This is a genomic window from Paenibacillus sp. NPDC057934 (genome assembly GCF_042887565.1).
Taxonomy (GTDB): domain Bacteria; phylum Bacillota; class Bacilli; order Paenibacillales; family Paenibacillaceae; genus Paenibacillus_AQ.
The window spans coordinates 73142-87225 of the sequence record NZ_JBHVPB010000009.1; the positions used below are offsets into that span (position 1 = coordinate 73142).

Consider the following 14084-nt stretch of genomic DNA (forward strand, 5'->3'; position numbering starts at 1 on the left):
GAATGAGACTTCTGGAAACACTCATATCTGGTTTTGGCAATCTGTGACGGGTATATAGAACCACAGCCCTTACCCGATATCTTCTGGGTAACCTTGATCTCTGAGTTGAAAGATATGGATCAAGAGCGTTCAGTCCAGAAGCATGAATAATTTCCGGACATTATAAAAACAGTCGCTGGCCTTCTGCAAAGGCTAGTGCGCTGGCGGAGGCTTATAGAAACCGATGCTAGAGCATTTTCGGTTGTTATTGATGATTATAATGACTAAAGAGTAACAATCTGCTAATCTTGTGCTTAGAGGTGATTCATATGAAAATGACTGAGTATATAGCTATTTATGCTGCAATAATTGCAACATCAACTTTTATTTGGAACATTGTTACCTGGATTCTCAATAAGCGTAAATTGAAACTTGAATGTAGGTTTGTAGTTATGAGAGGTACGATTGAAAGCCCCCATGTAGGTGAATTTATTGAATATAAGATTCTGAATGTATCAGATAAACCACTCCGTGTGAGCAGTATTTCAGGGACGACTAGTACGCCTAATGGTAAAGGATACTTTTCGTTGGCTAGCACAGAAATTCCGCGGTCCATAAGCCCAATGGATTCTTTTTCCTTATACAAAGAGGCACCTCATATATTTAATAGTAACCTTAGGTCGTTGCACATAGAAGATTCGGTAGGTCGAATATATAAAATGAAAAGATCTTCGCTAAAGAAATTGAAGAGAAAGGGTGAAACTTATCCGAGAACATACGAGGATCAAGAAAGCGTAACAGCATACAACCCATCTATGCAAGAAATTAATTGAAACCCGATATTTGTATAATAAAGTCGTGGTTAGCAAGTGGTGAGTCGTTGTTACCTTTTACATATAACAAATCTATTGTTACCTATGAGCGTTTTTCGAGGTGTTCTTTCTTTTGCTCAGACCCATGTGACCAACTTTATCAATAAATTAATCCAGATGCTAGAAACTTTACATACAAGCCAATCATTATATTTGGAAAAAACAGAAAAATTCCCGTTATCCGCTTGTAGCGATGCTACATTAGACAAGGGAGGTAGTGAAATGTGCCGAAAATATGGTTGGCTGACAGCAGTTATTCTTTTATTAATCTTCGCTGCAGTTGTTATCGGATGGATCGGAATGAGCTTCAATTCATAATTCTTTAGGTAGTTGACTTTAAGGAAGTTATTTGAAGCTTACTTCACTTTCTCTAGCTTAAAAGTAAACTGCCACTTCGCGGTGTTTCCGGAGTAGCGTCCGCGGTTCTCGACAACGGTCACGTTCAGCTTCTTGGTCACGCTAGTTGTAATGGAAGAGACTTTAACTGAAGCACTAGCTTCACCGTCATCCGGGTACTTGTCCTGTTCCTGTGCTTCTGCGTGGAGTTTGATCGATCCAGCAGTATCTGCGTTAATCGTCACGCTTTCCCCGTCATTAAGTTCTTTGCCATTGACAAAACCACCCCACCACCATTCGTTGCCCACATGATTATTTTCCGCTAATTTGGCTTCCACAAAAGTAACTTTAATCTTTACAGTTTTACCAGCTGCGAATAGGGGCGGGGTACTGAGCACAAAGATAAGAACGAACAACAAACTAAATCTAGCGATTTTCCGGATCATAGAAGACTCACCTTTCCAATTATAGGGTTTCCCTAAATATAGCATCTCTATGTCTATAGTTCTATATACATAGGGGAATATTTTAAAATAATAGGACTTTAGGGTGTGTTTACTAGTCGGAACAGGGGAAACGCTGAAGAAGATGAGATTTTTCGGGGGAAATACTGGTCAAAGGGGACGCAGTGAACCCCTCAAGGATGGCCATTGAAGGGTCCTTTTGCAAGTAACGGCAACTATTCATCCATCAGGTCATACATTGCGTTCATAAAATAAGCGACTTCCATCTCCGCGTCCTGTTCGTCCATGCCGAGCAAATCCACCATAAATGAATAGAAGCGCTCGAAAATATTCCCCGGCTTGGACTGCTCTTCCGGATGTCTGATTGAGTAATCGAAATATTGCTGAATCATGATTCCCCACATCGAACCTGCACCTCCTCATTCTTAGGAGTAATTTAACGCCATTATGACAGTTAGTGTTATGAATGACAGTTTTCTTGGGGCTAGTATTTTTGCAATATAGTATGCTGACAATAAAAATATTTGTATGCGGAACGGTATATTTTTGGAGAGAGGTCTTGATTATTGAGCATGTACCGCTTAAGTGAGGAATAGGAATAGAAGAGCAGAAAGGGGAGAGGTGGATGGAGAATCAGAATTTAACGAATGTTCTGGCCTTTGCATCTCTGTTGTCTGTCTTCGTGCTGACAGGGGTACAGCTGGTAAAGGTTACGGTGAAGGTTCCGAAAAATATTTTACCGCTAATTGGTGTAATTGTAGGGATGCTTATTGGGGCGGCAGCTTATCCGTTCACAGACATGGAGCTCGTGCTGCGGTTATGGGCGGGGGCATTGTCCGGTTTGTCCGCGACGGGACTGTTCGAACTGGCCTTTAACAACCGGAATGGGAATACCAAAGAGTAAGTAAAGGGGGCTGCTATTCGGCAGCCTCTTTCAATAGTTCGGGATAATCATTTTTAACATTACCGACAGCGGAGGCTACAGGGTATGCTCTCATTTTGGCAGAGTCATATGGCTTAAGCAGCTTTAATAAATTCTGGACATCGTGGTTGTCCCGTCCGAGCCAGTCGCTCTCGTCTTCCGGTCGCAGAATTACAGGCATTCGGTCATGAATCTCTGCCATTAATGTATTGGGTGTGGTCGTGATAATCGTGCAGGTGGCTAGCTTCTGGCCTCTGGGGTCCATCCATATATCATATAGAGCAGCCATGGAGAAAATACCGCTGTCTCGCATGCCAATTCTCAAGGGCTGTTTGCGACCGTCTTCCTTTTTCCAATCGTAATAACCGTCTGCAGGGATCAGGCACCGCCGCGTCGCCACAAGTTTCTTGAACGAGGCTTTCTCCAACAAAGATTCTCCACGTGCATTAATCATCTTGCTGCCGATCTTGTCATCCTGCGCCCAGGATGGGACAAGGCCCCAACGGAGTTCACCGATTCGGTTGCCGGTGCCTGTGTGAATCACAGCCGGAATATGCTGCATGGGAGCGGCATTGTACCTGGGGGCGTAGTAAGGGATGCTGGCATCATTCGTAAGATACCTCAGCATTAGTTCTTCTATAGAGACTGTAATGGTGTAACGTCCGCACATGGTGGGAACCCTCCGAACATTGGTTTGTTACCAGTGTACTATACTTGCCCGCTAGAAATAAATAAGACCCTCCGCTGTGTGGACCTTCTACATTCCCCTCATATGTAAGCTTTCACCCCTAATGCAGAAGTACATTTTCTTTTCCAAATTGCCCATACTTAGTAGGATATTGTTACATATTCTGTTCTGTAGTCATTAATCTGAAGGAGGAATTCACATGGGTGCAGAACATTGTGGACCGGTAGTTAGTCCTTGGACATCTACAGGAACGATTTTGGTGCTTTACATTCTGCTTGTGATCATTTTGAGCATTTGCTGGATCTAATAAAGAGAAAGCTGAACTAAACTGACAATAAGCTAGCCGGTAAGAAAAATCACCCTATCCTAAGGGCCGACCTGTTGTTGCTGCAAAACCTGGTTTCTTCATAGAAAAGGAGGAATTACTCATGAGTCAATTTGCTGGTGGATACGGTTTGGGCACATCTACTGCTGCGATCTTGGTTCTCTTCATCTTGCTGGTTATCATCACTAAATCTTTCTGGATTTAATTTGATTACATCCCCATGTTCAAGCCGCCAGACCATGTCTGACGGCTTTTTGCATGTCAAATATTCTAACACCAGGCGTTTAACGGCGGATAGTCACTCGAGTCCCAATGGGGACCAGCGCAGCAAGTGCCAGTACATCCTGGTTAAACATTCGAATACATCCGTGCGAGACCAGATGTCCGATCGAAGAAGGGTCGTTCGTCCCGTGAATGCCATAATGCGGCTTGGAAAGTCCCATCCAGAACACACCGAAAGGGCCCCCGGGATTGGGCTGTTTGTTAATGATCGTATAATCTCCCTCTGGCGTTGTAGTTAGCATGGTTCCGATTCCAACAGGGAAACCTCTGACGACAGAATCGTTGTCCAGCAAATAAAGCATCCGTTGTGTCAAATCGACGATAATTCGGTAATTGGGCATGAGATCAGCACTCCTTTACAATCAGGATATGTGCGGAGTGTGGGTGTCGTTAATGCGAAGCGGTGATGGAAAATAAAATGTAAGGTTTTATCAAAGAATTAGAGAGGACATTAGTATCAACCTATCGAGATTTATACTGCTGCTTATATTTCCGTGAAAGTGAGAGGGTATAGGAGAAAGACTGCTCCGTAGGACGGAACAGCCTTCTAATAGAGTCATTAATGATAGTTTAGTGGACATCCCGGAACAATCCGATGACTTTGCCCAAAATGCTTACCCGATTCAGGCGAAGTGGCTCATAGGATGGATTCTCCGGCTGGAGGCGAATATGATCACGTTCCTTATAAAAGGTCTTGACGGTAGCTTCATCCTCTTCAGTCATAGCGACAACTATATCACCGTTGTCTGCCGTCTGCTGCTGGCGCACAATGACATAATCGCCGTTCATAATGCCAGCATCAATCATACTGTCACCAAGAACAGAGAGCATGAACACTTTGTTGTCACCAACATAATGCGTTGGGAGCGGGAAATAGTCCTCAATGTTCTCCGTTGCGGTGATAGGCACCCCGGCGGTAACCTTACCTACAACTGGAACACGAGTAATCGTCTGGGCAAATTGATGGACATTTTCCGAGTCTTCCTGGCCAAGCAGTTCAATGGCACGCGGCTTTGTCGGATCCCGGCGGATCAGGCCTTTCTTCTCAAGACGGTCCAGATGACCGTGCACCGTGGAACTGGAGGCGAGCCCTACAGCTTCACCGATTTCCCGTACGGAAGGAGGATAACCCTTGCTGCGGACTTCGTTACGTATAAATTCCAGGATCGCCAGCTGGCGACTCGAAATCTTTGACATCAGAATCAACCCCATATAGTAATGTTTGGGAAAATTATAACATAGAACTGCCGTTCGCACAAACATAAGTTCTAACGTTATCAATAGTTTAAGAGAGGGGAACAGGGGTGAGAACGGGAAGGACAACCGTATCTTCAATAATTGACTAGCATGTTGAAGAAATGAGCAGGAGCAGCAAGGGGAATTTGCATGTCAGGAGCATTTTTTGCATCCAAAAAGGTAAATTATAAATAGGGGAACGATTGTTCGAAATTAGTATTGATCAAAACACATGTTCGTGTTATATTGTTTTTGAAAGTAAGAACAAGTGTTTGGAGGATGATGAATCATGTTAAAGTACAGTACATACCATAGCATCTATGACGAGGGCACAGAAGTTAACTCTGCAGGACAAACTTTAGGTTCCGGAGTAATAAATAGAATTCAAGAAATCGCCAAGGTACTGTCGGATGGATTAAGTCTGTTGTTAAGAAAATTTAACTTCTATAAGATAGCTCTCTTTTTACTGCTGATTATTGCAGGATTTACAGTAGTTGGTAATGTGTTTGCTGGACCCGTTAATCTTGCGAAGCAGGAGAAGAAAGTGGTTGTTGCACCAGGGGATACACTCTGGAGCATTGCTCTCAAGAATAAACCGGCCAATATGAAGACAGCCGTATATATAGAAGGAATTAAACGATCGAGCCAATTGACGGACAGTCATATTCGAGCAGGAGATATTATAACAGTGCCGTTATTTTAAGAACATCATGATCATAGATAGAAACAGCTTAGAGCTTGCAGGGGGTAAACCTTGACAAGCTCTTTTTCTCATGGCAAAGTTAGAATGAATTTATTAGGGAGGCGAAATCGTTGGATATAGATGTATTGGTTGCACGAATTAATGAATTGGCACGCAAGCAGAAGAGCGAAGGCCTGAATGAAGAGGAAATGGCTGAACGCGCCAAGCTACGTGAAATTTACCTGGGTAATATCCGCAGCAATTTCCGGTCCCAACTGGATACTATTGAGTTTGTAGATAAATAAGCGCTGAACAAGAAGCAGAGGCTTCGCATGAACCCTCTGTTTCTTTTCATAGATATTTCAGGATGACTAGGGGGAAATGACATGGCCCGTTCTTGGGAAAGAATGGTTCAACGCAATTCACAGCAACTCAATAAGCAAAGAAAGAAACAGGGCAAGGATACTATTCATTCCGCGAACTCCACTACAAAGACCAGCGATGTATTCAAGGGTCGCAATATCATATTGCCCGTTGCTCTCGTTGCACTAGGTGTGCTGTATTGGATCATCGGTACTCTGGATCAAAGTGGAGGTAGCGTCTTCATGCACTGGCTAGGCGTTGGGCTGTACTTGCTGCTGGCAGCTATGCTGTATTTCCGTCGTCCTTTCCTGAAGGTAGAGCGAAACAGATTGTCTACCATCAAATTCAACCGCGAACGTTGGCTGCCTGCTACCGATATTGAGAAGATCACACTTTCGCGTAGTGCGGTCACGATTAAGTATAAAGGCAAACGCACCACGTGGATGTTCTCCAAGCTGATTAACCGTTATGACACGGCTGCTATGGGTGAACGACTGCAAGAATTCGGTAAGGTCAACAACATTCCGGTAGAGCAATTGTAAACAATATAGAGCAGTTCACTTCAGGGAGAGGGAGTTACGTAAATGCCGATTACCGCTGTACTGTTTGATTTGGACGACACGCTGCTATGGGATGAACGCAGTGTAGAGGAATCGTTCCTTTCTGCTTGTGAGGGTGCAGGAGACGCAGTGGATCCCCATGAGTTGGAAGCTGCTGTACGTAGGGAAGCCAGGGGCTTGTATGAATCCTATGAGACCTTTTCGTTTACTAAAATGATTGGGATCAATCCGTTTGAAGCACTTTGGGCCAACTTCAGCGCCGGTGAACAGCCTGAATTCCGTCAGTTGGAACAGCTGGCACCGGTCTACCGTAAAGAGTCTTGGCGACGGGGGCTGGCGTCGCTTGGTGTAGATGACGAGGTCCTTGCCGAGACGCTCGCAGCTAAGTTTGCGTCCGAACGCCGCAGTCGTCCTTATATGTACGAAGAGACTTTGCAGGTATTGGAGCAATTGCGCGGCCAAGTGAAGCTGTTGCTGCTAACCAATGGTTGTCCTGCACTTCAGCAGGAGAAACTGGATGGCGTGCCGGAACTGATTCCTTATTTTGATCATATTGTGATTTCTGGCAGTTTTGGCAAAGGCAAACCGGATGCTTCGATTTTCGAGCATGCCCTTGGCCTGCTGGACATTGCACCGGAGCAGGGAGTCATGGTCGGTGACAAGCTGACTACCGATATTCTTGGCGGTCTGAGTGCAGGCATTACAACCGTCTGGATTAACCGTACCGGTAAGGACAAAGATCCGGCAATTACGCCGAACTATGAAATCGGGCATCTAACAGAGCTTCTTCCACTGGTACAAACTCTGTAAAGAACTTTTTGAATAGGACCGCCTCCAGAAGTAGTTTTTCTACGGATGGGGCGGCCTTTTCTATTACTAGTATGTTAATGAAGCAGTCTTTCCTTCCTGAAAAATTGAGAATAATGTGTATAATAGAAAGAGAATGATTACACCGAGGGCTCCATGCAGCAATGTTTGATGCTATAAAAATGAACTTAAAAACTTCAGATCATGGTGAAGTGACGGAAGGGGATTTTGGAACTGTAGGAGCATAGCGTCCGCCTGAAAGTTTTCCGCAGGAAAGCTCTCATCGGAAGCATGGGCTGTCACCGGATTTCAACCGCAATCAGTGGTATAAATCAAGAAATCCGGGGACAACAGCGGCCGAAAGTCCAAACATTCACTGGAGTCACAGTACAACCTAGAAAGGAAAATCTTAAGTTCAGTATATATAGCATCTCTAGTAATAAGATAACCATTATATCAGGAGGGCTTCAGATGTTGAACCCGAAGAAAACGGTCTCATTATTAGGTATTGCATTTACATTGCTACTGGCAGGCTGCGCCTCTGGGACAGGTGGGAGAGGGCATGCCGGTCATTCTGTAGATATGTCTATGGAGCCGATCAAAGTAGAACTAGAATGGAGCCCGGCTGAAGTTACAGTGAGCAGCCCGGTTACATTCGAAGCTACGGTAACCCAAGAAGGTAAACCTGTGGATGATGCCCGGGAAGTGCTTTTTGAAATCGTTGGCAAAGATGGAAAGACCGAAAAGATAGAACTAAAAGGGTCTTCGACAGGAGACGGGAAGTATACCGCAGAAGGAACCTTTGCCGAGGAAGGGCTTTACAATGTGACCTCTCATGTATCTGCACGGACACAGCATTCCATGCCGAGCAAGGAGCTTTCCGTTAAGTCGTTGCCATAATTACGACAGCATGACTTGAGCAACTAAGAATCGGCAGAGACGGACGGAAGACTTTCCGAATTCTCTTTATTCTGATAAACTTACTCTAATGTTTTACTGGGGGGATAGGAACGTGGCTAAATATACACTTGCTGAGAGCTTACAGCAACGAATTTTGATTCTTGATGGCGCAATGGGGACCATGATCCAGCAGGTCCCGCTTACTGGAGAAGATTTTGGTGGCGAAGAACTGGACGGTTGTAATGAGATGTTGGTGCTTACAAGGCCAGAGGTTATTCAGACAATTCATGAGCAGTACCTGGAAGCAGGCGCTGATCTCATCGAAACCAATACATTTGGAGCTACATCAGTCGTCCTTGCGGAGTATGATATTCCGCAGCGGGCACGCGAGATTAACCTGGCAGCTGCCAAGCTGGCGCGCAATGCTGTCGAAAAGTATGAGACTCCAGACCACCCGCGTTATGTAGTTGGCGCTATGGGTCCTACAACCAAGACTTTGTCGGTAACCGGCGGTGTCACGTTTGCGGAACTGGTGGACAGTTATGAGGAACAGGCAGTTGCTTTGATTGATGGTGAAGTCGATGTACTACTGCTAGAGACTTCACAGGATACCCTGAATGTTAAAGCGGGTAGTATCGGAATCCGTAATGCTTTTGAGAAGACTGGTATTACACTGCCTGTTATGATTTCGGGTACGATTGAGCCGATGGGCACAACACTCGCTGGCCAGAATATCGAAGCCTTTTACATTTCACTGGAGCATTTGAAACCGATCTCTATTGGCCTCAACTGTGCGACTGGACCAGAGTTCATGCGCGATCATATCCGCACGCTAGCGGATATTTCATCATCTGCCATCAGCTGTTACCCCAATGCGGGTCTGCCGGACGAGAACGGACATTATCATGAATCACCGGATTCTCTTGCCCGTAAGATTGGTGCGTTCGCCGAAAAGGGCTGGCTGAATATCGCAGGCGGCTGCTGCGGAACAACACCGGAACATATCCGGGCCATGGTAGAAGAATTATCGAAATTCCCGCCACGTGAGCTGAACGGCACACATCCGCCTGCTTTGTCGGGGATTGATCCAGTCTATGTCGAGGATGGCAACCGTCCTTACATGGTCGGAGAGCGTACGAATGTACTGGGCTCACGGAAGTTCAAGCGCCTGATCGTGGAAGGGAAGTATGAGGAAGCTTCTGAAATTGCCCGGGCCCAGGTCAAGAGTGGTGCACAGGTAGTTGACGTCTGCGTACAGGACCCTGACCGTGACGAGAGTGAAGATATCAAGGAGTTCTTGGAACTCGTGGTTAAGAAGGTTAAGGTTCCGCTTATGATTGACACGACTGACCCGAAGGTTATTGACCTTGCCTTGCAGTATTGCCAGGGTAAAGCGATCATTAACTCCATTAATCTTGAAGATGGTGAAGAAAAATTTGAGCATGTCACGCCGTTGATCCATAAATATGGTGCTGCTATTGTCGTCGGAACAATTGATGAGAGTGGACAAGCAATCAAAGCGGTAGACAAGCTGGCGGTAGCGAAACGTTCCCATGATCTGCTTGTGAACAAGTATGGTCTGTCTTCGGAGGATCTTATTTTTGATACGCTGGTCTTCCCGGTTGGAACAGGGGATGAGCAGTATATCGGTTCCGCGAAGGAGACGATTGATGGGATCCGCATGATCAAAGAGGCGTTGCCTTCCGTTCATACGATCCTTGGGATCAGTAACGTTTCATTTGGTCTGCCTGAAGCAGGGCGTGAGGTGTTAAACTCCGTGTTCCTGTATGAATGCACCAAGGCTGGACTTGACTACGCTATTGTGAATACTGAGAAGGTGGAGCGTTATGCTTCCATTCCTGAAGCTGAGCGGATCTTGGCTGAGCAACTGATTTATAATACGAACGATGATACCCTGTCCGCCTTTGTCGCTGCATTTCGTGGCAAGAAAATCGAGAAGAAGGAGAAAATCTCCAATCTCTCGTTAGACGAGCGTCTGGCTTCGTATGTTGTTGAAGGGACGAAGGAAGGTCTGATTCCTGATTTGAACGAGGCACTGACCAAAGCGTCGCCGCTGCAGATTATCAACGGTCCTCTCATGGCTGGTATGTCTGAGGTCGGAAGATTGTTTAACAACAATGAGCTGATCGTGGCTGAGGTGCTGCAGAGCGCGGAAGTTATGAAGGCTTCAGTTGGACATCTGGAGCAGTTTATGGAGAAGGACGAGACTGCGGTCAAAGGAAAGATCATGCTGGCCACCGTCAAAGGGGATGTGCATGACATTGGCAAAAACCTGGTGGAGATCATCCTGTCCAACAATGGTTACCAGATCGTCAATTTGGGTATAAAAGTACCACCGGAAAACATCATCGAAGCGTTCCGGCGCGAAAAAGCAGATGCCATTGGCCTTTCAGGACTTCTGGTGAAGTCGGCTCAGCAAATGGTGTTGACCGCACAGGATTTGCGGAACGCTGGGATCGATGTGCCGATCATGGTCGGTGGCGCCGCGTTGACACGCAAATTCACCAAGACTCGCATTCGTCCAGAATATGATGGACTGGTGCTGTACGCTAAGGACGCCATGGATGGACTGGATATTGCCAACCGGCTCATGAATCCGGAGGAACGGGCCAAGATTGAAGAAGAGGTTCGTGCCGAAGCTGAAGCAGGTGCTACTGTAGCGGTGAAGACAGAACTGCCAAAGCTGACCCGTGCGGTTCGCTCGAATATCTCACCGGATGCACCGGTCTTTACACCACCGGATCTGGATCGTCATGTCCTGCGCAATTATCCGCTGGGGCATATCGTTCCTTATGTGAACTTGCAGATGCTGCTGGGCCACCATCTCGGACTTAAGGGCTCGGTGGAAAACTTGCTCGCTGCAGGGGACAAGCGTACAGTGGATCTAAAGGCGACGGTAGATGATATTCTGCATCAAGCGATGGTGAACGGAACGATTACGCCACATGCGATGTACCGCTTCTTCCCGGCCCAGTCTAAGGGCAATGATATTCTGATCTACGATCCGCAGGATACCTCCAAGGTACTGCATACCTTTACTTTCCCTCGTCAAGGGGTTGAGCCATTCCTGTGTCTGGCCGACTTCCTGAAGCCAGTCGATAGCGGTATTATGGATTATGTTGGATTCCTTGTGGTGACGGCTGGACACGGCGTTCGTGAAATGTCCACGGTGCTGAAGGATAAGGGCGATTATCTGCGCTCCCATGCACTGCAGGCAGTTGCTCTTGAGGTGGCGGAAGGTCTGGCGGAGCGTGTCCATCACATGATGCGGGATACTTGGGGCTTCCCCGATCCTGCGGATCTGACCATGAAGCAACGTCATGGCGCCCGTTATCAAGGGATTCGTGTTTCCTTTGGTTACCCGGCTTGCCCGGATCTGGAAGATCAGGGGCCGCTGTTCAAACTGATGTCTCCTGAAGATATCGGCGTTGAGCTGACTGAGGGCTTCATGATGGAACCGGAAGCTTCTGTCTCTGCGATGGTATTCGCGCATCCTGAAGCGCAGTATTTTAACGTAGAGAAGCAGTAATTTCTTCTTGATGATAGCCGGAATGAGGGTGATTATAAGTCCTCTCCGGCGAAGCCTCCCGGTTACGGGAGGTTTTTTGCTGGAATAATAGAAGAACGGGCAAGACACAATGCACAGAAAGGAGGAGAGCTATGGAAATATACTTTTTAGGAACCAATGCCGGGGTGCCGACCTTGCAAAGAAACGTGACGTCGATTGCCTTGCGTCTGCTGGAAGAGCGGCGTAGCTTCTGGATGTTTGATTGCGGGGAGGGGACACAACATCAGGTACTTAGCTCCCCGCTGCGACTAGGCAAGTTGGAGAAGATCTTCATCACTCACTTGCATGGTGACCATTTGTTCGGACTGCCTGGACTAATCTCCAGTCGCGGCTATCAAGGGGGCACTGGCCCACTGACTGTATATGGACCTCCAGGGTTGAAAGCTTATCTCGAGATCTCGTTGTCCGTCAGCCAGTCCCGCATCCCTTATAAGCTTGAGGTCGTGGAGCATACCGGGGGAGTTGTGTTCGAGGATGCGAGCTTTCGTGTGGAGGCGGGCCTGCTTGAACACCGGATTGACAGTTACGGATACCGTGTAACGGAAAAGGACAGCCCCGGTAGCCTCAACACTGAACGTCTGCTGGGCTATGGACTTAAACCGGGCCCGTTGTACGGCAAGCTGAAGAAAGGGGAAGCCGTAACAACACCGGATGGTCTAGTGATCCAGCCTGCCGATGTTGTCAATGAGCCGAAGCGCGGACGTATCGTAACAGTGCTTGGGGATACAAGACCCTGTAAGGAAGCCCTTCGCCTTTCACTGGATGCGGACCTGATGATCCACGAAGCCACTTTTGCTCATGATCTGGCAGAAATGGCCCATCAGTATTATCATAGTACGGCAAGGCAGGCTGCGGAGACTGCCCGCGAAGCCGGAGCACGTTCTTTGCTCTTAACCCATTTCAGTTCCCGGTACATTTCATTTGATGAATTGGCTCCGCTTCAGGAAGAGGCACAAGCCGTTTTTCCGGAGACACTATTGGCCGAAGAGTTCTGCACATTTCCGGTGTGCCGAAGAGCGCCCGGAAAATAATTATTTTCCGGGAAAGCGCAGGAACTGACAGCCTTGTCCAAAAAATGCCGGAACCCAAACCGGGTTCGATTTGGGTCGACAAAGTGCGTTGAAATATAAAGACTTTATGGTGAAAGTTGTATTGGATTAATCGGGATGCCTTATAACATAAGGAAATATTTATTTCATATCATGATTAATTCATAACATTAAATATAGTACTTGCCATTGGCAAAGGAGAAGCTATGAATAAAATCTCAGGATTGCTAATCGATCTCGATGGAACCTTATATCACGGGCATACGATGATTGCTGGCGCGGATAGCCTGATTGCTGGCTTAAGAAAAGCCAAAGTCCCCTTCTTGTTCGTAACTAATAATTCTTCGCGTACAGCGGAGGACGTGGCGGCACATCTGCGAGGTATGGGAATCGAAGCCAAGGCTGATGAAGTATGCACATCCTCGCTGGCGGCTGCCCGCTATATTGCCGAGGAATCGCCGGGGGCATCCGTGGCGATACTTGGAGAAAAGGGTCTCAAGCAGGCTTGTGAAGAGGCCGGTCTGAATATTGTGACAGAATCGCCACAGTATGTCGTTCAGGGAATCGATCGTTCCTTTACATATGACAAGCTGGCACAGGCCCAGCGCTGGATTTTGGGTGGTGCCCGATCCATACTGACGAACCCGGATCTTATGCTGCCAGGTGATGGAGGAATCATGCCAGGTGCAGGAACGATCGGCGCTGCTATTGAAGCAGCCACCGGGATTGCTCCAGTGGTTATTGGCAAACCCCATTCCCACTTGATAGCATATGCAACAGATCGGCTGGGAATTGAGCCAGGAGATGCTATCATGGTTGGAGACAACATGCGGACAGATATCGCGGCAGGTGCACGTGCAGGCTGTCAAACCATACTGGTGTATACTGGACTCACCAACGCTGAGAATCTGGAACATTATAAAGAGATCACGGGAATCACCCCGGACGTCATTTGTGCTGATTTAACTGAACTTCAAACATTTCTCGGTGTATAATGGTATAGGCGCAGGCCATTTCACCAACCTAGAAG

Annotated in this window: 17 protein-coding genes; 12 read left to right on the top strand and 5 right to left on the bottom strand. The window is 47.0% G+C overall.

Annotated elements, in window-relative coordinates; genetic code table 11:
• The first annotated feature begins 308 nt into the window (after positions 1–308).
• Both ACFVRY_RS20695 and ACFVRY_RS20700 read left to right on the top strand, forming a co-directional pair.
• Entirely contained in the window at positions 309–812 is a 504-nt protein-coding gene (locus tag ACFVRY_RS20695; protein ID WP_387502195.1) for a hypothetical protein, read from the top strand.
• Positions 813–896: 84 nt separating this feature from the next.
• Complete coding sequence (locus ACFVRY_RS20700) at positions 897–1169, top strand: hypothetical protein (protein WP_387502196.1); 273 nt, start codon at positions 897–899, stop codon at positions 1167–1169.
• A gap of 38 nt (positions 1170–1207) precedes the next feature.
• On the opposite strand, the gene ACFVRY_RS20705 is transcribed toward ACFVRY_RS20700, so the two are convergent.
• On the bottom strand, positions 1208–1633 hold the full coding sequence (locus ACFVRY_RS20705; protein WP_387502197.1) for a hypothetical protein: 426 nt from the start codon (positions 1631–1633) through the stop codon (positions 1208–1210).
• 233 nt (positions 1634–1866) lie between these two features.
• The gene (locus tag ACFVRY_RS20710; RefSeq protein ID WP_387502198.1) at positions 1867–2055 is read right to left on the bottom strand and encodes a hypothetical protein; all 189 of its coding nucleotides are present in this window, start codon (positions 2053–2055) and stop codon (positions 1867–1869) included.
• Between the two features lie 221 nt (positions 2056–2276).
• Here ACFVRY_RS20710 and ACFVRY_RS20715 point away from each other — a divergent pair, with 221 nt between their 5' ends.
• Positions 2277–2555, top strand: coding sequence for a holin (locus ACFVRY_RS20715; protein WP_066361706.1), 279 nt, complete (start codon positions 2277–2279; stop codon positions 2553–2555).
• 13 nt (positions 2556–2568) lie between these two features.
• Here the strand turns inward: ACFVRY_RS20715 and ACFVRY_RS20720 are convergent, their stop codons facing one another.
• Entirely contained in the window at positions 2569–3243 is a 675-nt protein-coding gene (locus ACFVRY_RS20720; protein ID WP_387502199.1) for an SOS response-associated peptidase, read from the bottom strand.
• Between the two features lie 446 nt (positions 3244–3689).
• On the opposite strand from ACFVRY_RS20720, the gene ACFVRY_RS20725 reads away from it, so the two are divergent.
• Positions 3690–3791, top strand: a complete 102-nt coding sequence (locus ACFVRY_RS20725; protein WP_387502200.1) for a YjcZ family sporulation protein — start codon at positions 3690–3692, stop codon at positions 3789–3791.
• Positions 3792–3870: 79 nt separating this feature from the next.
• On the opposite strand, the gene ACFVRY_RS20730 is transcribed toward ACFVRY_RS20725, so the two are convergent.
• Both ACFVRY_RS20730 and lexA read right to left on the bottom strand, forming a co-directional pair.
• Positions 3871–4209, bottom strand: coding sequence for a L,D-transpeptidase (locus ACFVRY_RS20730; protein WP_387502201.1), 339 nt, complete (start codon positions 4207–4209; stop codon positions 3871–3873).
• 229 nt (positions 4210–4438) lie between these two features.
• Positions 4439–5065, bottom strand: a complete 627-nt coding sequence (lexA, locus tag ACFVRY_RS20735; RefSeq protein WP_387502202.1) for a transcriptional repressor LexA — start codon at positions 5063–5065, stop codon at positions 4439–4441.
• A gap of 328 nt (positions 5066–5393) precedes the next feature.
• Between lexA and ACFVRY_RS20740 the strand changes: the two genes are divergently transcribed.
• From ACFVRY_RS20740 to ACFVRY_RS20775, 8 genes are all read left to right on the top strand, one after another.
• Positions 5394–5807 carry a LysM peptidoglycan-binding domain-containing protein gene (locus ACFVRY_RS20740; RefSeq protein WP_387502203.1) on the top strand — a complete coding sequence of 138 codons (414 nt, stop codon included), beginning with the start codon at positions 5394–5396 and terminating at the stop codon, positions 5805–5807.
• A gap of 110 nt (positions 5808–5917) precedes the next feature.
• Positions 5918–6091 (top strand): DUF896 domain-containing protein, encoded by a 174-nt coding sequence (locus ACFVRY_RS20745; protein ID WP_387502204.1) that lies wholly within the window; start codon positions 5918–5920, stop codon positions 6089–6091.
• 81 nt (positions 6092–6172) lie between these two features.
• A complete protein-coding gene (locus ACFVRY_RS20750; RefSeq protein WP_387502205.1) occupies positions 6173–6691 on the top strand; it encodes a hypothetical protein in 519 nt (172 codons plus the stop codon).
• A gap of 42 nt (positions 6692–6733) precedes the next feature.
• Positions 6734–7519: an HAD family hydrolase gene (locus tag ACFVRY_RS20755; protein ID WP_387502206.1), complete on the top strand. Its 786-nt coding sequence runs from the start codon at positions 6734–6736 to the stop codon at positions 7517–7519.
• 468 nt (positions 7520–7987) lie between these two features.
• Positions 7988–8416 (top strand): FixH family protein, encoded by a 429-nt coding sequence (locus tag ACFVRY_RS20760; RefSeq protein ID WP_387502208.1) that lies wholly within the window; start codon positions 7988–7990, stop codon positions 8414–8416.
• 88 nt (positions 8417–8504) lie between these two features.
• Positions 8505–11966 carry a methionine synthase gene (gene metH, locus ACFVRY_RS20765; RefSeq protein WP_387502209.1) on the top strand — a complete coding sequence of 1154 codons (3462 nt, stop codon included), beginning with the start codon at positions 8505–8507 and terminating at the stop codon, positions 11964–11966.
• Positions 11967–12097: 131 nt separating this feature from the next.
• On the top strand, positions 12098–13036 hold the full coding sequence (gene rnz, locus ACFVRY_RS20770) for a ribonuclease Z (RefSeq protein WP_387502210.1): 939 nt from the start codon (positions 12098–12100) through the stop codon (positions 13034–13036).
• Between the two features lie 224 nt (positions 13037–13260).
• On the top strand, positions 13261–14049 hold the full coding sequence (locus ACFVRY_RS20775) for a TIGR01457 family HAD-type hydrolase (protein WP_387502211.1): 789 nt from the start codon (positions 13261–13263) through the stop codon (positions 14047–14049).
• The last annotated feature ends 35 nt before the right edge of the window (positions 14050–14084 follow it).

What these genes read in the sequence shown, in the direction of transcription:
- ACFVRY_RS20695 (WP_387502195.1), top strand. Translation starts at nt 309, where the DNA reads ATGAAAATGACTGAGTATATAGCTATTTATGCTGCAATAATTGCAACA.
- ACFVRY_RS20700 (WP_387502196.1), top strand. Translation starts at nt 897, where the DNA reads ATGAGCGTTTTTCGAGGTGTTCTTTCTTTTGCTCAGACCCATGTGACC.
- ACFVRY_RS20705 (WP_387502197.1), bottom strand. Translation starts at nt 1,633, where the DNA reads ATGATCCGGAAAATCGCTAGATTTAGTTTGTTGTTCGTTCTTATCTTT.
- ACFVRY_RS20710 (WP_387502198.1), bottom strand. Translation starts at nt 2,055, where the DNA reads ATGTGGGGAATCATGATTCAGCAATATTTCGATTACTCAATCAGACAT.
- ACFVRY_RS20715 (WP_066361706.1), top strand. Translation starts at nt 2,277, where the DNA reads ATGGAGAATCAGAATTTAACGAATGTTCTGGCCTTTGCATCTCTGTTG.
- ACFVRY_RS20720 (WP_387502199.1), bottom strand. Translation starts at nt 3,243, where the DNA reads ATGTGCGGACGTTACACCATTACAGTCTCTATAGAAGAACTAATGCTG.
- ACFVRY_RS20725 (WP_387502200.1), top strand. Translation starts at nt 3,690, where the DNA reads ATGAGTCAATTTGCTGGTGGATACGGTTTGGGCACATCTACTGCTGCG.
- ACFVRY_RS20730 (WP_387502201.1), bottom strand. Translation starts at nt 4,209, where the DNA reads ATGCCCAATTACCGAATTATCGTCGATTTGACACAACGGATGCTTTAT.
- lexA (WP_387502202.1), bottom strand. Translation starts at nt 5,065, where the DNA reads ATGTCAAAGATTTCGAGTCGCCAGCTGGCGATCCTGGAATTTATACGT.
- ACFVRY_RS20740 (WP_387502203.1), top strand. Translation starts at nt 5,394, where the DNA reads ATGTTAAAGTACAGTACATACCATAGCATCTATGACGAGGGCACAGAA.
- ACFVRY_RS20750 (WP_387502205.1), top strand. Translation starts at nt 6,173, where the DNA reads ATGGCCCGTTCTTGGGAAAGAATGGTTCAACGCAATTCACAGCAACTC.
- ACFVRY_RS20755 (WP_387502206.1), top strand. Translation starts at nt 6,734, where the DNA reads ATGCCGATTACCGCTGTACTGTTTGATTTGGACGACACGCTGCTATGG.
- ACFVRY_RS20760 (WP_387502208.1), top strand. Translation starts at nt 7,988, where the DNA reads ATGTTGAACCCGAAGAAAACGGTCTCATTATTAGGTATTGCATTTACA.
- metH (WP_387502209.1), top strand. Translation starts at nt 8,505, where the DNA reads ATGTTTTACTGGGGGGATAGGAACGTGGCTAAATATACACTTGCTGAG.
- rnz (WP_387502210.1), top strand. Translation starts at nt 12,098, where the DNA reads ATGGAAATATACTTTTTAGGAACCAATGCCGGGGTGCCGACCTTGCAA.
- ACFVRY_RS20775 (WP_387502211.1), top strand. Translation starts at nt 13,261, where the DNA reads ATGAATAAAATCTCAGGATTGCTAATCGATCTCGATGGAACCTTATAT.